The organism is Domibacillus sp. F004 (assembly GCF_057814295.1).
In genome coordinates this window covers 61715-82999 of sequence record NZ_JBVATB010000005.1, presented here as the reverse complement: position 1 = coordinate 82999, position 21285 = coordinate 61715, and the positions used below count along the sequence as shown (strand labels likewise).

The following is a 21285-nucleotide window of genomic DNA, read 5'->3' as shown; positions in this document are numbered from 1 at the left end:
TTCTTTGTATTAAATAAATGATTGACTTTAATGGGAAACCATAATTACTATAAAGAGGTCAAAAATAGTAATTATGGGGGAAACAATGAAAATTAAGTCAAAGTTAATCATCTTGGTAGCTGTCCTAATCGCAGCGATGGCATCGACTCGTATTTTTTCTATGTATACATTTAAAGAGATTGACCGGCAGACGGATGAAATATCTGGCGACACACGATTGTTGCAGATATTTAAACACGTTTAATATCGACTGGCTGGCATTTCAAATGATGAGCGTGCATTTCTTATAAACAGAGAGAAGTTGACGAGGAAATCAATTTAATGGAATAGCGTGGATAAAGAGAGAGATAGTAGCTTTTTCTCGAATTTTTTCGTGCCTGAATTGCCGCTTTACAGATTTTCCGAACGGAAAAGCCCATCGTCTTTAGACATGGGATGAGAGTGAGGTCGAACGAGGTGTGTCTTTTGACATATTAATCGTTCTAATTTTTTGTTTTTTCAACGCTTATCTCTTGTGTATAGAACATATATTCTGTTATGATGAGCATATCAAGCGAGGAAGGGGCACCACTATGTTTGTCACACATTCCTTTCGAATTCCTTATGATCAACATGTATACGATGAATTAAGGATCATGCAGCGGGAAGCCGCTTCTGTTTGGAATGATATTGTTCGGGAAGCGACTTCTTATTATGTCACGTGTAAAAAGTGGCTGAGTAAAACAGAGATTCAAGCCATCCGAAAACAAACCTACGATCTTCATTCTCAAACCGTTCAAGCGATTGCGGATAAATACGCAGCGAACCGTGAGACCATCCGACAGCTGCGAAAAACGGATAAAAAAGCCAACTATCCGTGGCGAAAAAAATATTATTATTGTATCCCGTTAAAAAAAGCGTCTATGAACATTTCCAAAGACACGATCACGATTAAAAAAGCAGAGTATGGACACGCCCTTTCAGACTTGTTGACGAAAAAGAAAAAGAAAAAGTGGACGGAAAAGGTTCTGAAGAAAAATAAGGCCGTTGTTATTCCAAATCGATCCGAAGAAAACCTTGAAACGTGCAATTATGCGGAAATCGTGTGGAGAAACGGGGCGTATTGGTTTTGTTATTCGGTTTCCGTGCCAAAGAAAGACATTTCTGCCTATGCTTTTAAAGCGGCAGGCGGGGATTTAGGGGAAATTCATGCGGTTACGGTGGCAACGGAAGATAAAGCCTTATTAGTGTCCGGACGTGCGATGCGCAGTCTTACTCAATTCCGTGCCAAGGCATTAGCCGATTTGAACAAGAAAATGTCTCGCTGCAAAAAAGGATCGAACCAATGGAAAAAATATCGGCAAGCAAGAATTCGCGTCCGTCAAAAAAGTAAACATCAGCTTGAACAATTGGAACACAAGACAACGAAAGAGATTGTGGCGTTTTTAGAAGAAGAACACGTCACTCATTTTGTGATTGGGAATGTGTCTGGCATCGAAAAAAACACAAAGAAACATAGCCAAAAGAAACAAAAAGCAAACAAAAGACGAAGACAACAGCTATCTTTATGGAATCAGGGGAAAATCAAACAAAAATTAATATATAAAGCAGCATTAAAAGGCATCGAAGTGGAAGAAACAGAAGAAAGCTATACGTCACAAGACTGTCCGTTTTGCGGCGGCCGGCACCATGCCAAAGGACGAAATTTCACTTGTTCTGTTCACCAAACAGAAATCCATCGTGATGTAAACGGCGCGCAAAACATTGCCCGTAAACAACACCACATGGCCGTCAAACCTCTATTATCGGTTATCTACAAGCAGCCCGTTTGGTATAAACGTTTTTTGTTAGAAGAACAGCGACAAAAAACGAAACACCGAAACGATCCACCGAAAAAAGAAAAACGTATCGCCAGTCGGATGGCGTAGTCGGCACAGACCTTGCCCTCTTGAAAGAGTGTTTTTCTCTCAAGAGTTGTTCGCCCAAGTTCCGCCTCTGCCTCTTTCGATGAAAGAATGTAAGTGGGATGTTTGCGAAAAAGAACCCCGTGGCTTCAGCCGTGGGAGTGGTCAGACAAATAGTAATATAGCAATGGAATAATTGGGAAAAAACAGGGCAAACTAGTAAAAAACGAAAAGAGGATTTCTTATGCCGAAAATTGTCTCAGTCAGCACATTTCATCCACCGTATGAACTCATGCAAGAAAAGGTGATGGACTTTGTGCACGAATTATTTCGAGAAGATTTTCAAGATATTGAACGGCTGCTGCCTGTCTTTCAAAACAGCCAAATTAAGAAGCGCCATTTATCTATGCCCCTTGAATGGTTTCGTCATAAACATAGTCTAAAGGAAAGGAACGATTTATATATTAAATTAGCGACAGATTATGGAGCAAAAGCAGTAGAGAGCTGTTTAAAAGACGATCGTTTTTTACAAAAACCAGTGTCCTTTGAAGAGATAGATGCTATTTTCTTTATCTCCAGCTCCGGTATGGCAACACCCAGCATTGAAGCAAGAATTATGAACCGGCTGCCATTTTCAGCCGATACAAAGCGGATTCCCATCTGGGGTCTTGGCTGTGCGGGAGGAGCAGCGGGTGTCAGCCGGGCATATGAATACTGTTTAGCGTTTCCGGAAGCGAAAGTGCTCGTTCTTTCAGTCGAATTATGCAGTTTAACTTTTCAACGAAATGATCGGTCCAAAAGCAATCTAATCGGAACATCCTTGTTCGCTGATGGTGTTGCTTGTGCACTCATCGCCGGTGATAGGGCGAATGTGAAGACAAAGCGGCTTACGCCATCCATTTTGCGCACGGAATCGAAATTGATGCCGGATTCGGAAAATGTAATGGGGTGGGATATGAAAGACAGCGGTCTTCATGTTATTTTTTCCCGTGATATTCCGTCGATCATTCGCAGCTGGCTCGGCGGATTTGTCGGCGGATTTTTACAAAAACAAAATCTTTCTATTGACAAAATCGAGCATTTTGTTGCCCATCCAGGTGGCAAAAAAGTGCTTGATGCATATGAAGATACGCTCCATTTAACAAAAGAGAAAACAGGACATGCTCGAGACGTCTTATCGGAGTTTGGTAATATGTCCTCACCCACTGTTTTATATGTGCTCGAACGCTTTATGCTAGATGAGGTAAGAAAAGGGGATTACGGATTAATGGCGGCACTTGGCCCAGGGTTTTGCGGGGAGCTGGTTCTTTTAGAATGGGGGAAAGAAACGTGACACTATTTACAATCGTAATGGCTATCGTTTGTCTGCAACGGCTCGTTGAACTGATTATTGCAAAACGAAATGAAAAGTGGATGCGTGAACAGGGAGCCTATGAAGTGGGTGCGGGGCATTACCCGTTAATTGTTTCTCTTCATATGGGCTTTTTTATTAGTTTAGCAGCTGAAGTGATCTTGTTGGAAAGATCAATAAGCGAATGGTGGCCAGTATGGATGTCTTTTTTCTTACTTGCGCAGGCCGGAAGAATATGGAGTCTTGCTTCTCTCGGCCGTTTTTGGAATACGAAAATCATTGTTTTACCAGGTGCGAACGTTATAAAGAAAGGACCTTACCAGTGGATCCGGCATCCGAATTATCTCATTGTTGCTGTTGAAATTCTCGTTTTGCCGCTTCTCTTTCAAGCATACTACACAGCTCTTATCTTTTCAGTGTTAAACATGATGATATTATCGATCCGGATTAAGGTAGAGGAAAAAGCGCTTATTGAAGCAACTGATTATCATAAAGTATTTAAAACGGACTGAAGACGAGATATGAGGAATAAAATAAAATGTCTGTTTCCATAATGCACTAGGTGCACTTTGGAAACAGGCATTTTCTTCTATCTTCAAATGCGGTATGATGGGAAAATCAGAGAAATAGATTGGCAGGGGAAAATATGAGAGAGACTGTTTTGGAAAAGCAACAAGTACACAGCCGTTCGAAACGGTTATGGATGGCACTGCTGCTCGGTTCATTGTCAGCATTTGGTCCGTTGTCGATTGATATGTATTTGCCGTCATTGCCGATTTTAGCGAATGATTTGCAAACGACAGCGTCGATGACCCAGCTTAGTTTGACTGCTTTTTTAATTGGCCTTGCAGCGGGTCAGCTTGTAATGGGACCGCTCAGTGATGTACAGGGCAGACGGAGGCCGCTTTTAGCAGGTCTTGCTGTATTTGCAATTGCCTCTATGTTATGTATGATTGTGCCATCAATCTGGGGCTTGATTGCGATGCGATTCGTGCAAGGTGCATCTGCTGCAGCTGGAATCGTGATCGCGCGCGCTGTTGTACGTGATATGTACGATGGGCCGGAATTGACAAAGTTTTTTGCGCTTTTAATGCTAATTAATGGTGTTGCGCCGATTGCCGCCCCTGTTGTTGGTGGACAACTATTGGAATTTGTTTCCTGGCAGGGCATCTTCGGTGTACTTGCGGTTATAGGTATCATGATGGTCATGGCTGTTTTTTTTGGGATGCCGGAAACGCTTCGGGAAGACCGGAAATCGACGGGCGGATTAAAAAATACACTCATGACATTTAAAACATTACTCATTGATAAAGTGTTTATGGGTTACTGTCTGGCTCAAGGGTTTGTCATGGGTGGAATGTTCGCGTACATTTCAGGTTCACCTTTTGTTCTGCAAGATTATTTTGGACTGACACCACAAGAGTTCAGTTTATGTTTTGCCGCAAATGGGGTCGGAATTATTATCGCGTCGCAAGTAACCGGGCGCCTTGCAGGGAAAGTGAACGAATCTAAATTGCTCGTGGCTGGTTTATCGATGGCGCTTGGCGGAAGCAGTATGATGTTTTTAATGCTCCTTGTTAACGCTCATTTAATCGCTGTACTCATCCCGTTATTTTTCGCTGTGGCAAGTGTCGGCGTTGTAGCGACAGCATGCTTTTCTCTTGCGATGCAAGGGAAAGAAAAGACGGCTGGTGCAGCATCTGCGCTGCTCGGTTTAATGCCGTATATTTTTGGGGCAACAGTTGCGCCGCTTGCTGGAATTGCTGGCAGTGGCACACCGCTTCCAATGGGAATGATTATGGTATCGTGTCATCTGGCAGCTGTTGCATCATACTTTTTACTGTGCCGGCGAAGAACTTGAGATCGAGTGTTTACAATAAGAGGGGCTGTATTATAAGCCCCTTTTCTAATGGGAATAATCAATTGACTTTTAGGAATAGCTCCTTGTTCGGAGGAGAATCAGTCTCCTCCGCCACCGCCGCCATCTCCACCTCCACTGTCCCCTCCACTACTGCTATCTCCAAAGAAACCGCCTCCGCTGTCCGAGGAAGAAGAACTGCTGCCCCGCGGTACGCTCCATTTCCATGTTTCTGAAACGTAACGAACAGGCTCTTCGTCTGATAGGATTAAAAACGTAAGCGGCGCAACAGTTGCGAGTTCCGTATCCAGTATTTTATGCGATACCGGTTTTTTTGCCCGCAGAAGCAGTGACCGTACTGTCCATTTTTCGATGTAGCTGTCCGGCATATTCCGTTGTTTCCGGAACTTCCTAATGTCTGCTTTCACAAAAGCAGCCTCGCTTGATAACAAGAAGCGTGGTGTTAAGAAATACAGGGCGGCACTGAGCAATGTAAACAATACGAGCCACAATGCTGCATCGACATCGTACAGCATAGCAGCCCCAAGGATTGAACATGTAAAGAAAACAGGTGCGGGCCAGCGTTTTTTGGGCTTTCGCCAGATGGTGATCATGAGTACAAATCCGATAGTTCCATAGACAGTCATCGTAGACATTTCCAATGAATCAATCATATACGTGTATAACATTAACCCGAATACAGCCAGCAGTATCCATCCTTTTAAAAACCGCGGCAGCCGATCACTCATAACGCCGTCTTCTTTCATCTCATCAATGACATTATTCACCCATTCTTGTTCGCGCTGTTTAAATGTCTGCACTTTTTTCTGGTAATTGTGAAGAGCAGTATTTCGCGTTTTTTCATTTTTTGTTGCACCGGCTAAATCATGGACGGTGAAGGTGTTGCGTCTTTTAAAAAGAATCATAACCAGCTTCTTTTCACAGTCAGACAATCGCCTTCGATCTCCGGTCAATGTGAAATGCAACGTATTGTCCGGGGAATTTGGATCTTTATAAAAACGGCTGTGCGTCCGGCTTACCTGCACAGATGCGATTCCTTTTTCAACAAGTGAATAAAGTCCGGCTAAAAAGGCATAATGATCCGTATTCCCGGCTCGATCAATCATATACAAATAAAGAGGATCATGGTAGATCAGCGACGATGAATCGCCGCGTCCTCTGTAAAATTTTACGAATATGACGCCGATTAATCCCGTGAAAACAGCTACGGATAATACCATCAGTAGTATCTCGAGGGTGTCTTTTTGCTCTTCCTTTTCAGAAAAGGATTGGGCGAGTGTATTTTCCGCATCGACCGCTTCCATGATTGTCATCGGTTCGGCCCTTTTTGTTTGTCCGGTCATTACGGATGAAGGAAACAAAACACGAACTTCGGTCAGCGAATAAAGCACGGAAGCGGGCGTTGTAAAACGGACCACTTCTGATCCTTTTTCATCTACCATTCCGAGCCGATCGTGAAAAAAGGCATAATATTGAGAGGATTTTATTTGTTCAGGAAAGACGATATCAATCGTGACATTATTCAATGTTTCATCGTGATTCTCGTCTGTTCCGAAAAAAGGAATAGTGAGATCGCTGTATGTATCGTACGAGTGGACGGCGTTTTTAAGTTCATAAATGTAAAATACTGATTTTGTTGTGTTTGCTGCGGGAAGGGATGCGTAAAATGTGTTGTCTTCCTGTTCTACAGGCAAAGCGCGCAAATCATTTTGACTAACAAAGCCGGGCTTTGCACTCGTATTCATTAATTCATATGCTTCAAAATATTTCACACCGTCATGAACCGCTTTATGAATGGAGCGCCTCACCCGACCGTATTCTCCATTAAATGTATATTGGAAAATTTCATTTATCAGTACGTCTCCATCCGGTTGAATCCAGGCTCGAATGTTTACTTCATCCATAGAATAGGACCTGGCGTGAACCGAGGGTGCAAATAAAAAGAGAAAAAGAACGAAAAGTGCGAGTTGTTTTTTCAATAGAAGCCGCCTCCTTATACAAGATGTTACGGTTGTTTAAAAAGAAAAGATTCATAGAGTAGGAAAGATAATGAAAAAGACCCGCTGCTTATCGAATGGCAGCGAGTCTTTCGTACACTTGTGATAGCGTATAAATTCCTAGTTTTTGTAGTTTGTCAATATAAACAGCCCATAAAGCGGCCGTCAGTCGGGCATCACCGAGGGCATGATGGCGCCCGGTAACAGCAATTTGATTATGTGTGCAGCAGTCTTCTAGCCGAACGCATCGGTTATCTGGTTCGGCAATACGGTACATAAATGACGTATCGATGAGCCGGTGAGAAAAAGAGGTGCGAAAGTATTTTCGGCTTGCGTGCTGCATAAACGCTTTTTCATGGCTTGCATGATGGGCAACGAGCGGAGATGCTCCGCTAAATTTAAAAAAATGTTCGAGCGCAATAGCGGGCTGGGGTGCCTTTTTTAATTCGTCTTCATCAAGGCCGGTCAGCTCTTTAATAGAAGGAGGAAGAATCTTTTCATAACGAACAGGTGTATAATATTCGTCTTCTACTTTGCAACCGGTCACTTTCACGGCACCGATGGACAAGATCTGATCCCCTTTATCAGGGTGAAAGCCAGTTGTCTCCAAATCAAAGATAATCACTTGCAATTCATCAAGCGGAATCGATGTTGTCTGCTTCGTTCGCAAATCTCGCTGTAAGCGTCGCATAAACGCCATATCCTGTCGGCCACCCTGTAAACCAGTAAATCGGTTGCCGCCTAAATTTTTCATAAAATCGTTAAAGCCCATGATTGATCATCCTTTTTCTACAAGTCGCTGTACGTAATGATGAAGTGCCTCTGCTGTTTTTAAAATGTGGCGTAGTTCTTTTTTTCGCACCGGTCCGAGCAGATCAATCTGAATGTAATGAGAGCTATCATAATCGGGTGCCTTTTTGAGAGCACGAAGCCGAAAGTCCAATAGCATCCGGTATGCCTCTTCATATTCATCCATTCGGCCTGCATGTGCGGGAATTTGTTTTAATGCTTTTATTCTCATCAATGTGGAGGAAGATTCAATGCCCTCTTTGACGGCTAGCACACGGATTGCATTGACATACGGAAAAAAGGCTGCCTGTTTTAAATTGAGTGCACCTGTATGTCGGCCATTTTGTTCAGTGAAAATCTGTCCGAATAGCCCAACCGATTTTTTCATATATTGAATGTTTTCGAAAAAACGTTTCGATAAATGCCGATCACCTTTCAATAATGCCGATATTTCTTTTTTTAATGAAGAAATATAAGTTTTCTCTCCGTAAAGCGCACGCGCATCGCATATCATATGAAGCGAGCGCATTGTATCAAGTGTTTCTTCTTTGATCCACGAATGAATCTGTGTATCCCATCCTTCAATCGATCGGCACCACATCGGGTTCGAACTCATCACTTTGCCTTCGCAATACGGATAGCCTGCCTCGTATAAGCCATCTGAAAATGTTTGGCCGAGAGTTAAAAAATAATGAGCTATATCCTCTGTATAAAGCTCATAGATGATGCCGTGATCTTGATCGCTAAGTGTTCCTTGTTCACACCGACCAGCACTGCCGAGTAAAAACAATGTGAATAGGCAAGGCGGAGCTCCGTATGTTTCTTTGTGTGTTTGCAAGGCTGTTAAAAACACCTTCATCATAATCGCATCGTGAAATGCATTTAGCCGCTGTGTTGAATGAAGGTATTGCTCCATACTTGAGTCTTTTGCAAGGCGGATGTCTGCGTATGTTTCAGCACGCATCGTCATACCTAAACACATCCTTTTTAACTAATAATACGCAAAGCGAGGCCGCTTTGCGCATGAATTATATTATTTTTCTCCAGATATGGCTTGGTTTGTATGATCAGTGAACACTTCTGGATAGCCGTAGCTGCCGTGTTCGCTTATATCAAGGCCCATAATTTCCTCCTCTTCTGAAACGCGAAGTCCGCCAAGTGCTTTTTTGATGATGAAAAGAAGAATGAATGATGCCGCAAAAGCGAAAGCGCCACTGACGAGTACACCCATTGCCTGTACGCCGAGCTGTGTGAAACCGCCGCCGTAGAAAAGACCAGGTTGACCGACAGTTGCAAGTTCAGGTGTGGCGAAGAGACCAGTTGATAACGTACCCCAAATACCTGGAACACCATGAACAGAAAGGGCAAAAATTGGATCATCGATGCCCAATTTTTCAATTAAACGTGCACTGTAGAATACGAGTATACCAGCGATTAAACCGATGACAACCGCTGCCCACGTATCCACGAATGCACAAGAGGCGGTAATCGCAACAAGTCCAGCTAGTGCACCGTTTAAAATCGTTGGAATATCAGACTTGCCTAGAACAATCCATGAAATAATTAAGGCTGAAACAGCAGCGGCACCAGCAGCAAGATTCGTGTTCAGTGCAACGTATCCGAAGAAACCACCATCGACTGACAACGTGCTTCCTGCGTTAAAACCGAACCAGCCAAACCAAAGAATAAGAACGCCAAGTGATGTGAAAACCTGATTATGACCATGAATGGCATTAGCAGAACCATCTTTATTAAAACGGCCAATACGTGGTTTAAGCAAAATGGTTGCAGCAAGTGCGGCCATCGCCCCTGTTAAATGAACGACAGTCGAGCCGGCAAAATCTTGTTTACCATGCTCAGCCAACCAACCGCCGCCCCAGATCCAGTGAGCGATAACTGGATAAACGAGTGCTGAGAATAAAATGGTGAAGAGGACGTATACAGAGAGCTTTGCACGTTCCGCAAAACCGCCAAGTGCAATAGTGACTGCGATTCCTGCAAATGCCATCTGGAATAGGAAGAAGACGGAGGATGATAAATTCATATTTTCAAGTTCATAACCGGAATAAAAGAAGTTCGATAATCCGATGAAAAAGTTGGCGTTATCCCCGAAGATGAAAGCAAATCCGACAGCCCAGAAAACGAGGCAGGCAAGCCCAAATGTAAAAACAGTTTTGCCGGCGATGTGTCCGGCATTTTTCATGCGTGTTGACCCTGCCTCCAGCATAATAAACCCGGCAGCCATAAAAACAACTAAAATGGCACTTAACATAACCCACATACTATTCATTAAATACAACATATCATCCATCTTCAACAACTCCTTTGATTGTTATTTATAATAACTTTATAATGTTATGTTTTATAACATATATTTATGATATGTGGTAAGTAAAGATTAGTCAATCATTTTCTGAATATTTTTTAATTTAATGTTATGAAACCTAACATAAAAAACAGAACTGTTAAAAGTGTTTTAAATAAAGACAGATTTTCTGAAAAGTTTATTGTATGATTTGTCAAATGAAAACGTAAGTATAGAGGAGATAAAAAAACGCTTCCAGTCCTATTCTTATATGGTACACTTGGAATTAAATTGGAAATCGACGAACGTGTACTTTGTTCATTATTGTGAAAATAGAAAAGGAACGATACTGGCCGCCTATTTTAGTATGAGCCGGCAGAAAGGGGTTTCAGGAATGAGCTGGTTTGGGGAAAGCTATGGGGAGTATGACTTCAATATGTTTTCAGCAAGTCATTTTACTGTACTGGCCATTTTAATGATGCTTGTCGGTTGTCTATATATTTTTAAAGAACAGCTGAAGTCATCACAATGGAAAAAAGCTGAAATAGGAACAGCTGTTTTCTTGTTATTGCTTGAAACGGTGTATCACGTCTGGATGGTCGTGAATGGCAACTGGCAGCTCAGCCATGCCATCCCACTGGAACTGTGCAGCATTAGCTTGTTCCTAGCTGTTATTTTGTTAATTAGTGAAAAGAAACTAGTGTATGAAATTTTGCTGTTTACAGGATTGCTTGGTGCATCGCAGGCGCTTTTTACGCCGTATTTACATTTTGATTTTCCGCATTTTCGCTTTTTTCATTTCTTTATAACGCACCTGCTTATTTTCTGTATTCCGCTTTATTTTACGTGGGTAAAGGGATACAGACCGTCCATTTATTCCGTTGGTAAAACGATGCTGTTTTTAAATATATTGATGCCGTTTGTGATGATCGTGAACTGGCTCACAGGCGGCAATTATTTGTACTTAAGCCATAAACCTGAAAGCGCAAGCCTGCTTGATCTGCTCGGCCCCTATCCGTGGTATATCGTCTCATTAGAGCTGCTCGCGTTCAGTTTAAGTATCATGATCTGGCTGTTGTTACGGAAAAGAGAAAGAAATTTGCCGGTGGAGAAACCGTTCCGCCGCCGTGCTTGAAAAAGCGGGGTATATTTACCCCGCTTTTTTGTATGTTCTTTGCTTTTGCTGCATTAAAAAACAAAAGACGCCGAGCAGGACGAGAAAACCGCCAGCGATTTGCCAGCCAATGAGATGTTCGCCAAGCAAGAGAACAGCCAGCAGTGTTGCACCTACGGGTTCCCCAAGTATGCTCATCGAAATGGTTGTCGCATTAACGTAATTTAAGAGCCAGTTATTAATGACATGAGCCACTGTCGGGACGATAGCGAGCAATAGAAAAATGCCCCATTCCTGCGTGTCGTAGCCGCCAAAAGCAACATCTGTCCCAAGGTTATACACAATTAAGAAAATCGATGCAAAGGCAAATACGCAAAAACTATAAATCCAGTGCGATATTTTTCGGACGATGCTTTGGCCGATTAATAAGTAGCCAACAACCGCAATGACACTTAAAAAGGATAAAATATCTCCTAAAATCGCTTCACTGCTTAAGCCGAAATCGCCCCATCCGATCATAACAGCACCGATGATGGCGATGCCCATCGTTATGAAGGCAGCAGCTGTTGTGCGTTCCTTAAACAGAAAAAAGCCTCCGATAAGAGATATAATCGGCTGCAGGGTCAAAATGATAGTCGAACTTGCGACCGTTGTCAGCTTCAGAGAACCGAACCAAAGAACAAAATGTAAAGCGAGAAAGAGGCCGGAGAAACATAATAAAAGCCAGTCTTTTTTTGTGATTTTTCGAAAGTCCGCACGCTTTGTCCAGACGATTGGTACTAAAAACAAACTCGCCAGACACATGCGGTACATACTCAAAACAGAAGCGGGTGCGTCTGACCATTTGACGAATATTGCTGAAAACGATATCGCAATAATCGCAATTGTAAGTGGTAGTATGATGGAACGCTGCATGTGTTTCCCTTCTTTCTTTTCATGCTAAAACAACCTAATCAATTATGAGTGCTTCTTGACAAAATTGCTACTAAAAATAATGATAAAAGAGACTTATTGACGGAAAGAAGGCTTTCATTTGAACATATACATACTCGTCGGAATCGGCGGCATGATTGGAGCAGTTTTGCGGTATAGCGTCAGCATATTCACTGCTTTATGGTGGAGCGGCTCATTCCCGGTTGCGACGCTTTTAGCTAATTACATAGGCTGTTTTTCATTGTCATTTCTCGCGTTCAAATTAAGCAATGTGGTGTCACCGGATGTGCAAAAAGCGGTCACCACCGGTGTGATTGGTTCTTTTACAACGTTTTCTGCATTTAGTGTCGAAACGATTGAGTTGTTTGAATCCGGTAAACTAGTTGAAGGAGGGCTGTATCTTTGTTTGAGTATTATAGGCGGGCTCGTTTTTGTGCGGCTTGGTGACAGAAAGGGGCGCCTTGTATGATTTTCGTTGCGATAGGCGGTTTTTTCGGGGCAATCGCGCGTTTTTGGGTTGGACATCGTTTAAATAAAGAATCATTTCCGTATGGAACGCTGTTTGTGAATGTCGGTGGTGCCTTTTTGCTCGGTCAGCTAATTGGACAAGGGATAGAAGGGAACAGGCTGCTTCTATGTGGAACAGGCTTTCTCGGTGCGTTTACGACGTTTTCAACGTGGATGTTGGAAGCAAGTAAAATGGAAATGAAAAAAGCAGTTTTTTATATTATCCTAACATGCGCCGCTGGATTCTTCGGTTCCTGGGTCAGTCTGTAAGCTGTCATTAAGGAAAGAGAAACGTATGCTGTGCTATACTTTCTAAGTAAAGTAAACGATAGAAAGGATGCAGGGAAATGCAAATGGTTACGTTAAATAACGGAGTGAAAATGCCGCAGCTTGGATACGGCGTATACAAGGTGGAAGATGAGGAAGCGACGCCGGCGGTTTTAAAAGCGATTGAAGCGGGTTACCGTTCAATCGATACGGCAGCCTTTTATAAAAATGAACGCGGTGTGGGCAAAGCGATCCGGGAATGCGGTGTACCGCGTGAAGAGTTATTCATTACAACAAAAGTATGGAATAGCGATCATGGGTATGAGAATACGCTGAAAGCTTTTGATGAAAGCATGGAGAAGCTTGGTCTTGATTATCTTGATTTGTATTTGATTCACTGGCCGATGCCAACTGAAGATACCTATGTAGATACGTACAAAGCGCTTGAAAAACTGTATGCAGACGGGCGTGTAAAAGCAATCGGCGTATGTAATTTTAATATTGATCATTTGCAGCGTTTATTGAATGAATGCGAAGTGAAGCCCGTTTTGAATCAGATCGAATGCCATCCGCATCTTGTTCAAAAAGAATTGAAAGCATTCTGCCGAGAGAATGATATATATGTAGAATCATGGGGTCCGCTTATGCGGGGCGGCGTTGTTTTGGAAAATGAAGCCGTGCAGTCGATTGCAAAAAAACATGGCAAAACACCCGCACAAGTTATTTTGCGCTGGCATTTGCAAAACGACTCCATCGTCATTCCAAAATCGGTGACACCATCCCGCATTGAAGAAAACATTGATGTCTTCGATTTTGAATTGGCGCAAGAGGATATGGATCAAATTACAGCCCTTGACCGCAGTGAACGAACAGGCCCAGTGCCAGCTGAATTTAAAGGTAAATAAAGAAGGCTGCCGGAATTTTTTTCGGCAGCTTTTTTCATGATTGAAAAGCCGCTATCGTTCGCACCGGTTGGAATTTAGTAACACTTGGGTGATCTAACTAAGCTTATTAAAACGTTCTCGCGTTCACACACTGTTTCGTTCGATTAATTTATGTGCTATTTCACGATGTGAAACAGTATCCTCTGAAATGGCCAGCTGAAAAGCGATTGTTCCGAGCTGTTCCAGGGGAAGTTCGATCGTCGTAATGCCGAGCGGAGCAGCGATAGCATGATTGTCAAATCCGATGACGGCTACATCTTCCGGCACATTAAAGCCTAATCGCTTACACTCTAGTATAAATCCTGCCGCAACCAAATCATTTGTGATCAGCATGGCAGAAGGGCGTTCATCGAGTGCAGCCCATTCACCAGCGACACGTTTGCCATCTTCAATCGTCAACGCTTGATCAAAAATCCACTTATCTTGCACATGCCCGAATATTTCTTCATACGCTTTTTTACGAGCTTGACTGCTTTTTCCATTTATTCGGAAGACGGTGTAGCCAATTTTTGAATGCCCTCTTTCAATAAAAAAAGAAATAGCTTCTTTGAACGCTTCATATTGATTCACAAAAACAGATGACATCTGTTCACTGGAACCAGCTTCGCATAAGACGATATTTCCATAGGCGCTGTAGTCTTCTACTCGTTCAATCGGACACTCCCGCGATATTATGATAATCCCATCTACCTGCTTTAATTTCAGCATGTTAAGTGCACTAAGTTCTTGAGCAATGCCATAATTCGTCTGCACAATCATTAATTTAAAGCCACTTTTTTCAGCAGCGGATGCTATGCCATTTAAAATGGTTCCGAAGTAAGGATGGCTTATAAATGGCAAAATGATGCCGATTGTCTCCGTTTTTCCACGTGATAAATGAACGGCATTAATATTTTTTTCGTAGTGAAGCTGTTCGGCAGCGTTGAGTACTGCCAGTCTTTTTTCTTCACTTACATAAGGGTGGTTATTCAAGACGCGCGAAACTGTAGCAGGTGACACCCCGGCGATCCGGGCAATATCGTGAATATTTCCCATTGTCATCCCTCTTTTTAAAAAATGATGTTAAACAAACCCTATTGCTGATTAAACGATTTTTGGCACATTTCATCCGAAACCGCGATTTCTTCAAGCTAGAGCTAAAATAAGCCCAAAATCAACGATGTTCCATAACAGATCCTTAAAAAAGTACTTGCTCTGAAATGCGTTTCATACTTTATAGTTTAAAAAACAAAAGAGGGAGTGGCAAATATGTTGGGGGTTTTTATGTTGTTAGTACTTAGCATAGTTGAAGTGGTGGCAGCCAGTGCTGCATTGACAGCGGGCGGAGAAGAAGTTAAGATACAGCAGTTTGAGGAATTTTTTGAAAGGGAACAAAAATCATAATGATGACCGATCGGCTGAGTGCAACTATTTTTAAAGATTACTTGCAAAATACAATATTTTCGCATATAATTAGTAATTATAAAATTAATAATTAGTAGGAGGGGCCAATGAACGATTATGATTCCTCAAAATATCGGACACCGGATGGCTATACAGCAGATATTGCCGTTTTCACGATTCTGTCCGAAAAAAAAGAAGAAAAAGCACCGCCGAATATGACGCTTCATATGATGCTCATTCAACGTGCCGAAATAGACAGTGAGGGCCGTCCGAATTTCGAAGGAGGCAAATGGGCGATTCCAGGCGGCTTTATTCAGCCGGACGAAACGGGCATCCAAGCTGCTGCACGGGAGTTAGTGGAGGAAACGGGAGTTGAAGGGCTTCACATTCGTCATTTTGGTGTTTATGATACACCGGGTCGTGATCCGCGCGGCTGGATTATTTCGAATGCATTTTATGCCATTGTACCGGAATCAGCACTTGCCAGCCGGCGTGCCGCTGATGATGCGGCGGACGTCCGATTATTCAGCATCGAAGACGTATTAAAACTGGATTTAGCGTTTGATCATCGTGATATTATTACAGATGCACTGGCGATGATCCGTTCAGAAATGATCCAAACAACGGCAGCGAAGAACTTTTTGCCGAAAGAGTTTACACTATCTGAATTGCAGCGGGTGCTATTGACAGTAACAAAGGATCCGAAAATTTCTTCTGATCCGGTCTTTTTCGCGAGAGCACCGAAACTGCCATTTATTGAGTTAGTATTGGATGAATCGGGACAGCCGAAAAAAACGACACGTCATTCATACCGGCCGTCACGTCTTTACACATTTAATGAAATAGAGATGATTGAATCCATTTATGGGTAAAAAGGAAGGGATGGGTTTCAAATGAAACGAGCACTTCTCAATATTGATTACACCTATGATTTTGTTGCCCCAGACGGGAAATTGACATGCGGGGAAAAAGGCCAAGCATTGGAAGGTGAAATTGTCCGGCTGACGGAACAGTTTATCGGAAATGGGGATTACGTTGTCTTTGCGGTAGATGTTCATGAGGAAAATGATCCGTATCATCCAGAAACAACGTTATTTCCCCCGCATAATATTCGCGGTACAACAGGACGCAGTCTGTACGGAAAGCTGAAAGATGTGTATGAGAAAAATCAAGACCGTGACAACGTGTATTATGTGGATAAAACGCGCTACTCTGCTTTTGCGGGTACTGATCTTGATATGAAGCTGCGCGCCCGAGGAATTACGGAAGTGCATCTTGTTGGAGTTTGCACAGACATTTGCATCTTGCATACAGCCGTTGACGCGTATAACAAAGGATACGAAATTGTCATACATGAAAAGGCCGTTGCTTCATTTAACGAAGCGGGTCACGCATGGGCACTAGGCCACTTTACAAATACGCTCGGAGCGAAAAAGGGGGAAGAATAAATGAAGACGTACATTGATGATAGTTTTATGCTGCATACAGATTTATATCAAATTAATATGGCAGAAACGTACTGGCGTGACGGTACATATAATCGCAATTCCGTATTCGATATTTATTTTCGGAAACTGCCTTTCGGTAATGGATACGGGGTGTTTGCCGGCCTTGAACGAGTTGTATCGTTCATTGAGCAATTTGGTTTTACAGAAAGTGATATTGAATATTTGCGTTCGGCAGGTTATCAGGAAGACTTTCTTGAGTTTTTAGAAAATATGACATTCACAGGTACGATTCGATCCATGCGGGAAGGAGAAATTGTATTCGGCAATGAACCGATGATGCGCATTGAAGCGCCGCTTGCGCAGGCACAGTTGCTTGAAACGCTTCTTTTGAATGTTATTAATTATCAAACGCTTATTGCGACAAAAGCATCTCGGATGATGCAAGTAATCGGGAACGGAATCGCAAGTGAATTCGGGACAAGGAGAGCACATGAAACAGAAGCTGCGGTTTGGGGGGCTCGGGCGGCGTATATCACGGGTTTTGCAGGAACAAGTAATGTTCGTGCGGGTAAATTATTTGGAATTCCGGTATCGGGAACACATGCTCATGCAATGGTGCAGGCGTATCAGGATGAATATGTGGCCTTTACAAAATATGCGGAAACACACCGCGATTGTGTGTTCCTTGTGGATACGTATGATACACTGCGCTCTGGTGTACCAAATGCCATCCGCGTAGCAGAAGAATTTGGTCAAAAAATTAATTTTAAAGGTATCCGACTTGACAGCGGCGATCTTGCCTATTTATCAAAAAAAGCGCGGAAAATGTTAGATGAAGCGGGATTTCCAGATGCGCAAATTATGGCCTCCAACGATCTTGATGAAGAAACGATTATGAGTTTAAACGCCCAAGGAGCAAAAATTGACGGTTGGGGAATTGGGACGAAGCTCATTACTGCATTTGATCAGCCAGCGCTTGGAGCTGTATTTAAACTTGTTTCAATTGAAAATGAGCAAGGTGAAATGGTCGATACGATTAAAATTTCCGGTAATCCAGAAAAAGTGACGACACCAGGCAAAAAGAATGTCTACCGTATCATTAATAATGCGAGCGGCCGGGCGGAAGGCGATTATATTGCGTTAGAAAACGAAGATCCGCAAAAGGAAGAAAAGTTGAAAATGTTTCATCCGCTTCACACGTATATTAGCAAATTTGTAACGAATTTTACGGCGCGCAATTTACATGAAGATATTTTTCTAAACGGAAAACGAGTATATGAGCTGCCTTCGCTTGAAGATATTCGTCAGCACGTTAAAAAGGGTCTGGAAGTTTTTTGGGATGAATACAAGCGTCCGGTTAATCCAGAGCAGTATCCGGTTGATTTAAGTCCAGCATGCTGGGATCATAAAATGCGCAAAATTGAAGAAATGCTGCCGCAGTCCGAAAGATAGGAAGAAGCTGTCTGAAGTTAATTACTGACTTCAGACAGCTTCTTCTATTTTTGAGAAGAGAGCTTTTTTGTACTCTTTTAGGATGTTACTAGATAATCATCAAGCCTGATAATAAATCAAATCATCTGTGCCAATAGACACAGCTTAGAGATTAGACAGAATGACAGGGTATTTAGGCATTTTGTCGAATATAGGCTATAGGATAAAAGAATGGAGGATACATATGGCGATTATTGAGCTGAATGGGCTGACAAAATATTATGGGAAAAACCGCGGAATTGAAGATGTCACATTTTCAGTGGAGGAAGGGGAGATTTTCGGTTTTATCGGACCGAATGGTGCAGGTAAGAGTACAGCGATCCGGATGCTGCTTAATTTCATTTACCCGACAAAAGGAAATGCGGTCATTATGGGACGTGATGTGGTAAAAGACTCACGGAAAATACGGAAGTTCACCGGTTACTTGCCATCTGAAGTGCATTATTATGAAGACATGAAAGTGAAAGAGTTATTTGTGTATTGCAGTGGATTTTATAAAAAAGACTATGCCAGGAACGCATCGTATTTGGCTGATCGGCTGGAGCTTGACACAAGTCGGAAAATTGAAGATTTGTCATTCGGCAATCGAAAAAAAGTTGGCATTATTCAAGCGATGCTGCACGAGCCGAGGGTGCTTATTTTAGATGAACCAACATCGGGTCTTGATCCACTTATGCAAAATGTTTTTTTTGATTTGCTTCGGGAAGCAAAAGACAAGGGGGCGACGATATTCTTTTCTTCTCACTATTTAAGCGAAGTGCAGAAACTATGTGACCGTGTCGCCATTATAAAAGAAGGGCGCCTCATTAAAGTTGAAAATATGGAAGACATACGTAAAAATCAATTTAAAAATGTCTCTCTGCATTTTCGTGATGCAAACAAAGCAAATGTGAACATCGAAGGAATGCTGCAGAAAGAACGCACCCCGAATGGCATTCGTTTTTTATACAGTGGATCAAGCCGGGTTCTGCTCGATCAATTAAAAACGGTGCCATTTGATGACATTCTCATTGAAGAACCTTCGCTTGAAGAAGTGTTTATTCATTATTATGAGAAAGGCGGTGTGGAATCGTGATTTACAAGCGTGAAGTAAGGCAAGCACAGAAAGCATTATGGATCTGGATCATTGCACTCGGTGGCATGTCATTTTTAATGATGAGTGTGTATCCGCAGTTTGCGGCCAATAAAGAACAGCTGGACGATTTGATGAAACTATACCCGGAAGCGATGTTAAAAGCATTTAATATAGAATCGCTTGGCTTTGATACACCACTTGGATTTTATGCGATTGAAGGATATCTATTTGTCACGTTGTTCGGCAGCATTTACGCAACGATGATGGCGGGGAGCATGATCGTAAAAGAAGAGAGCGAGAAAACAGTTGAGTTTTTGCTTTCAAAACCGGTTAGCAGAGGACAGGTTGTAGCGGAAAAAGCACTCGCTGTTTTCACAAATTTACTTTTGTTCAATGCTGTCTTGTCTGTAATCAATTATGCCGGGTTCCGCTATGCGGGAGACGAAACAATAGATATGAAGATCTTTTTTATGATCTCGTTTGCACCATTTTTGCTTCATTTGACGTTTGCGGCACTTGCGTTTGCCCTCTCAGCAATCATGCGAAAAAGCCGAGCAGTCACATCAATTTCACTGTCGATTGTGCTTCTCTCATACTTTTTCGATATCATACAGAGTATTGCAGAAAAGTTCGAGCTGCTGAAATATGTGACACCATTTGAATACGTGGATTCGGCTTACATTATCGAGCACGCGGCTATACAGCCGCTGTATGCTAGTCTTATGGTTTGCATTATCGTTATATGCGTCTTGATTGCCTATGTCATTTATAAACGAAAAGATTTATCGGTTTGAAGACGGTTATAGGCTTCGTCATCACAAATGATAAACAATCGCGCGTCGTTTGGAATAGATTCATCGAGCTTAGACATCAAAGATAAGTCTTGGTGATTCGCAACGAGAAGAATGCCTTTTTCAGCGAGTGCCTTTTTTGCATCACGGTATGTCGTCCAATCTGGCTGTTTCGGAATATGATACAAATCATGTCCGTCGTTGCTTGTCAGCTGACGAATAATTTCGCTCGAACCATTAAATAGTATGGAGCGTGCAGCGAGATGGGCTGCTGTATCATTCGGTGTAATAAATTCTTCAACATTGGCATGAGTAAAGGCGCTAATATGTTTAGAGTCAGCTACCTCGCAGATCGTATATATGTTTTGACCGTGTTTTTTCGCTGTTGCTTCCACACTTGAAGCAATGAGCAGTGTTAACCCATCGGCAGTTGATGAGTTAGGTGCGTCATCTGGAGAAAAAATCATCACCGATTTTGCTTTTAATAAATTGGCCTGTATAAATGTTGGCTCCGCTGCCGGTGGGCCTTTCACGAAATCAACACGTTCATGTAGAAAAGGAATTTTTTCAGTCGTTTCATCAATAATGACAGCCTGAACATCAGGGAAGGATTCAAGCAATTCGTTTAACGCAATTTTCGCCCGGTTCGTCCAGTTAATAAGTAAAATATGATTTTCACGTGTAATGTGCAATCGTCCTTCCTCCTTCATCCGTTTTCGGACACTTAATGTGTCAATAATTTTTCCAATCAACACTGTCATCAAGCCAATGCCAATAACGTATAAAAACATCGCAAAGAGTTTGCCAGAGAGTGTAGCAGGCGAGACATCTCCATAGCCAACTGTTACGACTGTTGTCATTGTCCACCATAACCCTTCAAATGGTGAGCTAAATGTTTCCGGTTCGATATAATACATGAAAAAACTACTGAACAAAATGAGCGTAAATGTAGCAAAAAATAAGGTCCAGCTGCTCATATGAATGGCTTTGAAAAATACTTTGCGGAAGAAAATCATAAAGTCTTCACCTCCAAATGTTTCATATGAAACAATTTTTCGCAATATTCAATCTTTTGTTAGACAAACTTCATCAATTCAATCTAATTTATTAGCTTGATTTCTGCAAAGA

Annotated in this window: 21 protein-coding genes; 14 read left to right on the top strand and 7 right to left on the bottom strand. The window is 42.3% G+C overall.

Translation table 11 applies throughout. The annotated features are described in order from the left end of the window. Positions 1–85: 85 nt before the first annotated feature. From ACZYRN_RS13580 to ACZYRN_RS13560, 5 genes are all read left to right on the top strand, one after another. Positions 86–244 (top strand): hypothetical protein, encoded by a 159-nt coding sequence (locus ACZYRN_RS13580; RefSeq protein ID WP_488912144.1) that lies wholly within the window; start codon positions 86–88, stop codon positions 242–244. Between the two features lie 328 nt (positions 245–572). Beyond that, positions 573–1907: an RNA-guided endonuclease InsQ/TnpB family protein gene (locus ACZYRN_RS13575; RefSeq protein WP_488912143.1), complete on the top strand. Its 1335-nt coding sequence runs from the start codon at positions 573–575 to the stop codon at positions 1905–1907. Positions 1908–2127: 220 nt separating this feature from the next. After that, positions 2128–3216, top strand: coding sequence for a type III polyketide synthase (locus ACZYRN_RS13570; RefSeq protein ID WP_488912141.1), 1089 nt, complete (start codon positions 2128–2130; stop codon positions 3214–3216). A 17-nt stretch (positions 3217–3233) separates the two neighbouring features. Then, the gene (locus tag ACZYRN_RS13565; RefSeq protein ID WP_488912300.1) at positions 3234–3746 is read left to right on the top strand and encodes an isoprenylcysteine carboxyl methyltransferase family protein; all 513 of its coding nucleotides are present in this window, start codon (positions 3234–3236) and stop codon (positions 3744–3746) included. A gap of 134 nt (positions 3747–3880) precedes the next feature. Beyond that, positions 3881–5095: a multidrug effflux MFS transporter gene (locus tag ACZYRN_RS13560; RefSeq protein WP_488912139.1), complete on the top strand. Its 1215-nt coding sequence runs from the start codon at positions 3881–3883 to the stop codon at positions 5093–5095. A gap of 98 nt (positions 5096–5193) precedes the next feature. On the opposite strand, the gene ACZYRN_RS13555 is transcribed toward ACZYRN_RS13560, so the two are convergent. The 4 genes from ACZYRN_RS13555 to ACZYRN_RS13540 all read right to left on the bottom strand — a co-directional run bounded on the left by ACZYRN_RS13555 (position 5194) and on the right by ACZYRN_RS13540 (position 10210). Then, on the bottom strand, positions 5194–7092 hold the full coding sequence (locus tag ACZYRN_RS13555) for a DUF2207 domain-containing protein (protein ID WP_488912137.1): 1899 nt from the start codon (positions 7090–7092) through the stop codon (positions 5194–5196). 88 nt (positions 7093–7180) lie between these two features. Beyond that, entirely contained in the window at positions 7181–7882 is a 702-nt protein-coding gene (locus ACZYRN_RS13550) for an exonuclease domain-containing protein (RefSeq protein ID WP_488912136.1), read from the bottom strand. 6 nt (positions 7883–7888) lie between these two features. Next, positions 7889–8869 (bottom strand): DUF294 nucleotidyltransferase-like domain-containing protein, encoded by a 981-nt coding sequence (locus ACZYRN_RS13545; RefSeq protein WP_488912135.1) that lies wholly within the window; start codon positions 8867–8869, stop codon positions 7889–7891. Positions 8870–8932: 63 nt separating this feature from the next. Continuing rightward, positions 8933–10210 carry an ammonium transporter gene (locus tag ACZYRN_RS13540; protein WP_488912134.1) on the bottom strand — a complete coding sequence of 426 codons (1278 nt, stop codon included), beginning with the start codon at positions 10208–10210 and terminating at the stop codon, positions 8933–8935. Positions 10211–10598: 388 nt separating this feature from the next. Here ACZYRN_RS13540 and ACZYRN_RS13535 point away from each other — a divergent pair, with 388 nt between their 5' ends. Continuing rightward, positions 10599–11339, top strand: a complete 741-nt coding sequence (locus ACZYRN_RS13535; RefSeq protein WP_488912133.1) for a YwaF family protein — start codon at positions 10599–10601, stop codon at positions 11337–11339. Between the two features lie 15 nt (positions 11340–11354). Here ACZYRN_RS13535 and ACZYRN_RS13530 read toward each other — a convergent pair whose 3' ends face one another. Next, positions 11355–12233, bottom strand: a complete 879-nt coding sequence (locus ACZYRN_RS13530) for a DMT family transporter (protein ID WP_488912132.1) — start codon at positions 12231–12233, stop codon at positions 11355–11357. 118 nt (positions 12234–12351) lie between these two features. Between ACZYRN_RS13530 and crcB the strand changes: the two genes are divergently transcribed. From crcB to ACZYRN_RS13515, 3 genes are all read left to right on the top strand, one after another. Then, positions 12352–12720: a fluoride efflux transporter CrcB gene (gene crcB, locus ACZYRN_RS13525; protein ID WP_488912131.1), complete on the top strand. Its 369-nt coding sequence runs from the start codon at positions 12352–12354 to the stop codon at positions 12718–12720. Beyond that, on the top strand, positions 12717–13028 hold the full coding sequence (locus ACZYRN_RS13520; RefSeq protein WP_488912130.1) for a fluoride efflux transporter FluC: 312 nt from the start codon (positions 12717–12719) through the stop codon (positions 13026–13028). Before crcB ends, ACZYRN_RS13520 begins: the two co-directional genes overlap by 4 nt. 77 nt (positions 13029–13105) lie before the next feature. Then, entirely contained in the window at positions 13106–13930 is an 825-nt protein-coding gene (locus tag ACZYRN_RS13515; RefSeq protein WP_488912129.1) for an aldo/keto reductase, read from the top strand. Between the two features lie 123 nt (positions 13931–14053). Here ACZYRN_RS13515 and ACZYRN_RS13510 read toward each other — a convergent pair whose 3' ends face one another. Continuing rightward, entirely contained in the window at positions 14054–15004 is a 951-nt protein-coding gene (locus ACZYRN_RS13510) for a LacI family DNA-binding transcriptional regulator (protein WP_488912128.1), read from the bottom strand. 455 nt (positions 15005–15459) lie between these two features. Here ACZYRN_RS13510 and ACZYRN_RS13505 point away from each other — a divergent pair, with 455 nt between their 5' ends. The 5 genes from ACZYRN_RS13505 to ACZYRN_RS13485 all read left to right on the top strand — a co-directional run bounded on the left by ACZYRN_RS13505 (position 15460) and on the right by ACZYRN_RS13485 (position 20160). Beyond that, positions 15460–16224 (top strand): NUDIX domain-containing protein, encoded by a 765-nt coding sequence (locus ACZYRN_RS13505; RefSeq protein WP_488912126.1) that lies wholly within the window; start codon positions 15460–15462, stop codon positions 16222–16224. 21 nt (positions 16225–16245) lie between these two features. Next, positions 16246–16800, top strand: coding sequence for a cysteine hydrolase family protein (locus tag ACZYRN_RS13500; RefSeq protein WP_488912124.1), 555 nt, complete (start codon positions 16246–16248; stop codon positions 16798–16800). Next, on the top strand, positions 16801–18252 hold the full coding sequence (locus tag ACZYRN_RS13495) for a nicotinate phosphoribosyltransferase (RefSeq protein ID WP_488912123.1): 1452 nt from the start codon (positions 16801–16803) through the stop codon (positions 18250–18252). It begins immediately after the preceding gene. 223 nt (positions 18253–18475) lie between these two features. Continuing rightward, positions 18476–19366, top strand: a complete 891-nt coding sequence (locus ACZYRN_RS13490; protein ID WP_488912122.1) for an ABC transporter ATP-binding protein — start codon at positions 18476–18478, stop codon at positions 19364–19366. Then, on the top strand, positions 19363–20160 hold the full coding sequence (locus ACZYRN_RS13485; protein WP_488912120.1) for a DUF2705 family protein: 798 nt from the start codon (positions 19363–19365) through the stop codon (positions 20158–20160). The genes ACZYRN_RS13490 and ACZYRN_RS13485 overlap by 4 nt, the downstream gene beginning before the upstream one ends. Here the strand turns inward: ACZYRN_RS13485 and ACZYRN_RS13480 are convergent. Beyond that, a complete protein-coding gene (locus ACZYRN_RS13480; protein ID WP_488912119.1) occupies positions 20133–21173 on the bottom strand; it encodes a potassium channel family protein in 1041 nt (346 codons plus the stop codon). The two genes, ACZYRN_RS13485 and ACZYRN_RS13480, sit on opposite strands and share 28 nt — an antisense overlap. Positions 21174–21285 lie beyond the last annotated feature (112 nt).

What these genes read in the sequence shown, in the direction of transcription:
- ACZYRN_RS13510 (WP_488912128.1), bottom strand. Translation starts at nt 15,004, where the DNA reads ATGGGAAATATTCACGATATTGCCCGGATCGCCGGGGTGTCACCTGCT.
- ACZYRN_RS13515 (WP_488912129.1), top strand. Translation starts at nt 13,106, where the DNA reads ATGCAAATGGTTACGTTAAATAACGGAGTGAAAATGCCGCAGCTTGGA.
- ACZYRN_RS13580 (WP_488912144.1), top strand. Translation starts at nt 86, where the DNA reads ATGAAAATTAAGTCAAAGTTAATCATCTTGGTAGCTGTCCTAATCGCA.
- ACZYRN_RS13530 (WP_488912132.1), bottom strand. Translation starts at nt 12,233, where the DNA reads ATGCAGCGTTCCATCATACTACCACTTACAATTGCGATTATTGCGATA.
- ACZYRN_RS13480 (WP_488912119.1), bottom strand. Translation starts at nt 21,173, where the DNA reads ATGATTTTCTTCCGCAAAGTATTTTTCAAAGCCATTCATATGAGCAGC.
- ACZYRN_RS13565 (WP_488912300.1), top strand. Translation starts at nt 3,234, where the DNA reads ATGGCTATCGTTTGTCTGCAACGGCTCGTTGAACTGATTATTGCAAAA.
- ACZYRN_RS13535 (WP_488912133.1), top strand. Translation starts at nt 10,599, where the DNA reads ATGAGCTGGTTTGGGGAAAGCTATGGGGAGTATGACTTCAATATGTTT.
- ACZYRN_RS13500 (WP_488912124.1), top strand. Translation starts at nt 16,246, where the DNA reads ATGAAACGAGCACTTCTCAATATTGATTACACCTATGATTTTGTTGCC.
- ACZYRN_RS13505 (WP_488912126.1), top strand. Translation starts at nt 15,460, where the DNA reads ATGAACGATTATGATTCCTCAAAATATCGGACACCGGATGGCTATACA.
- ACZYRN_RS13545 (WP_488912135.1), bottom strand. Translation starts at nt 8,869, where the DNA reads ATGACGATGCGTGCTGAAACATACGCAGACATCCGCCTTGCAAAAGAC.
- ACZYRN_RS13570 (WP_488912141.1), top strand. Translation starts at nt 2,128, where the DNA reads ATGCCGAAAATTGTCTCAGTCAGCACATTTCATCCACCGTATGAACTC.
- ACZYRN_RS13520 (WP_488912130.1), top strand. Translation starts at nt 12,717, where the DNA reads ATGATTTTCGTTGCGATAGGCGGTTTTTTCGGGGCAATCGCGCGTTTT.
- ACZYRN_RS13495 (WP_488912123.1), top strand. Translation starts at nt 16,801, where the DNA reads ATGAAGACGTACATTGATGATAGTTTTATGCTGCATACAGATTTATAT.
- ACZYRN_RS13540 (WP_488912134.1), bottom strand. Translation starts at nt 10,210, where the DNA reads ATGGATGATATGTTGTATTTAATGAATAGTATGTGGGTTATGTTAAGT.
- ACZYRN_RS13490 (WP_488912122.1), top strand. Translation starts at nt 18,476, where the DNA reads ATGGCGATTATTGAGCTGAATGGGCTGACAAAATATTATGGGAAAAAC.
- ACZYRN_RS13560 (WP_488912139.1), top strand. Translation starts at nt 3,881, where the DNA reads ATGAGAGAGACTGTTTTGGAAAAGCAACAAGTACACAGCCGTTCGAAA.
- ACZYRN_RS13550 (WP_488912136.1), bottom strand. Translation starts at nt 7,882, where the DNA reads ATGGGCTTTAACGATTTTATGAAAAATTTAGGCGGCAACCGATTTACT.
- ACZYRN_RS13575 (WP_488912143.1), top strand. Translation starts at nt 573, where the DNA reads ATGTTTGTCACACATTCCTTTCGAATTCCTTATGATCAACATGTATAC.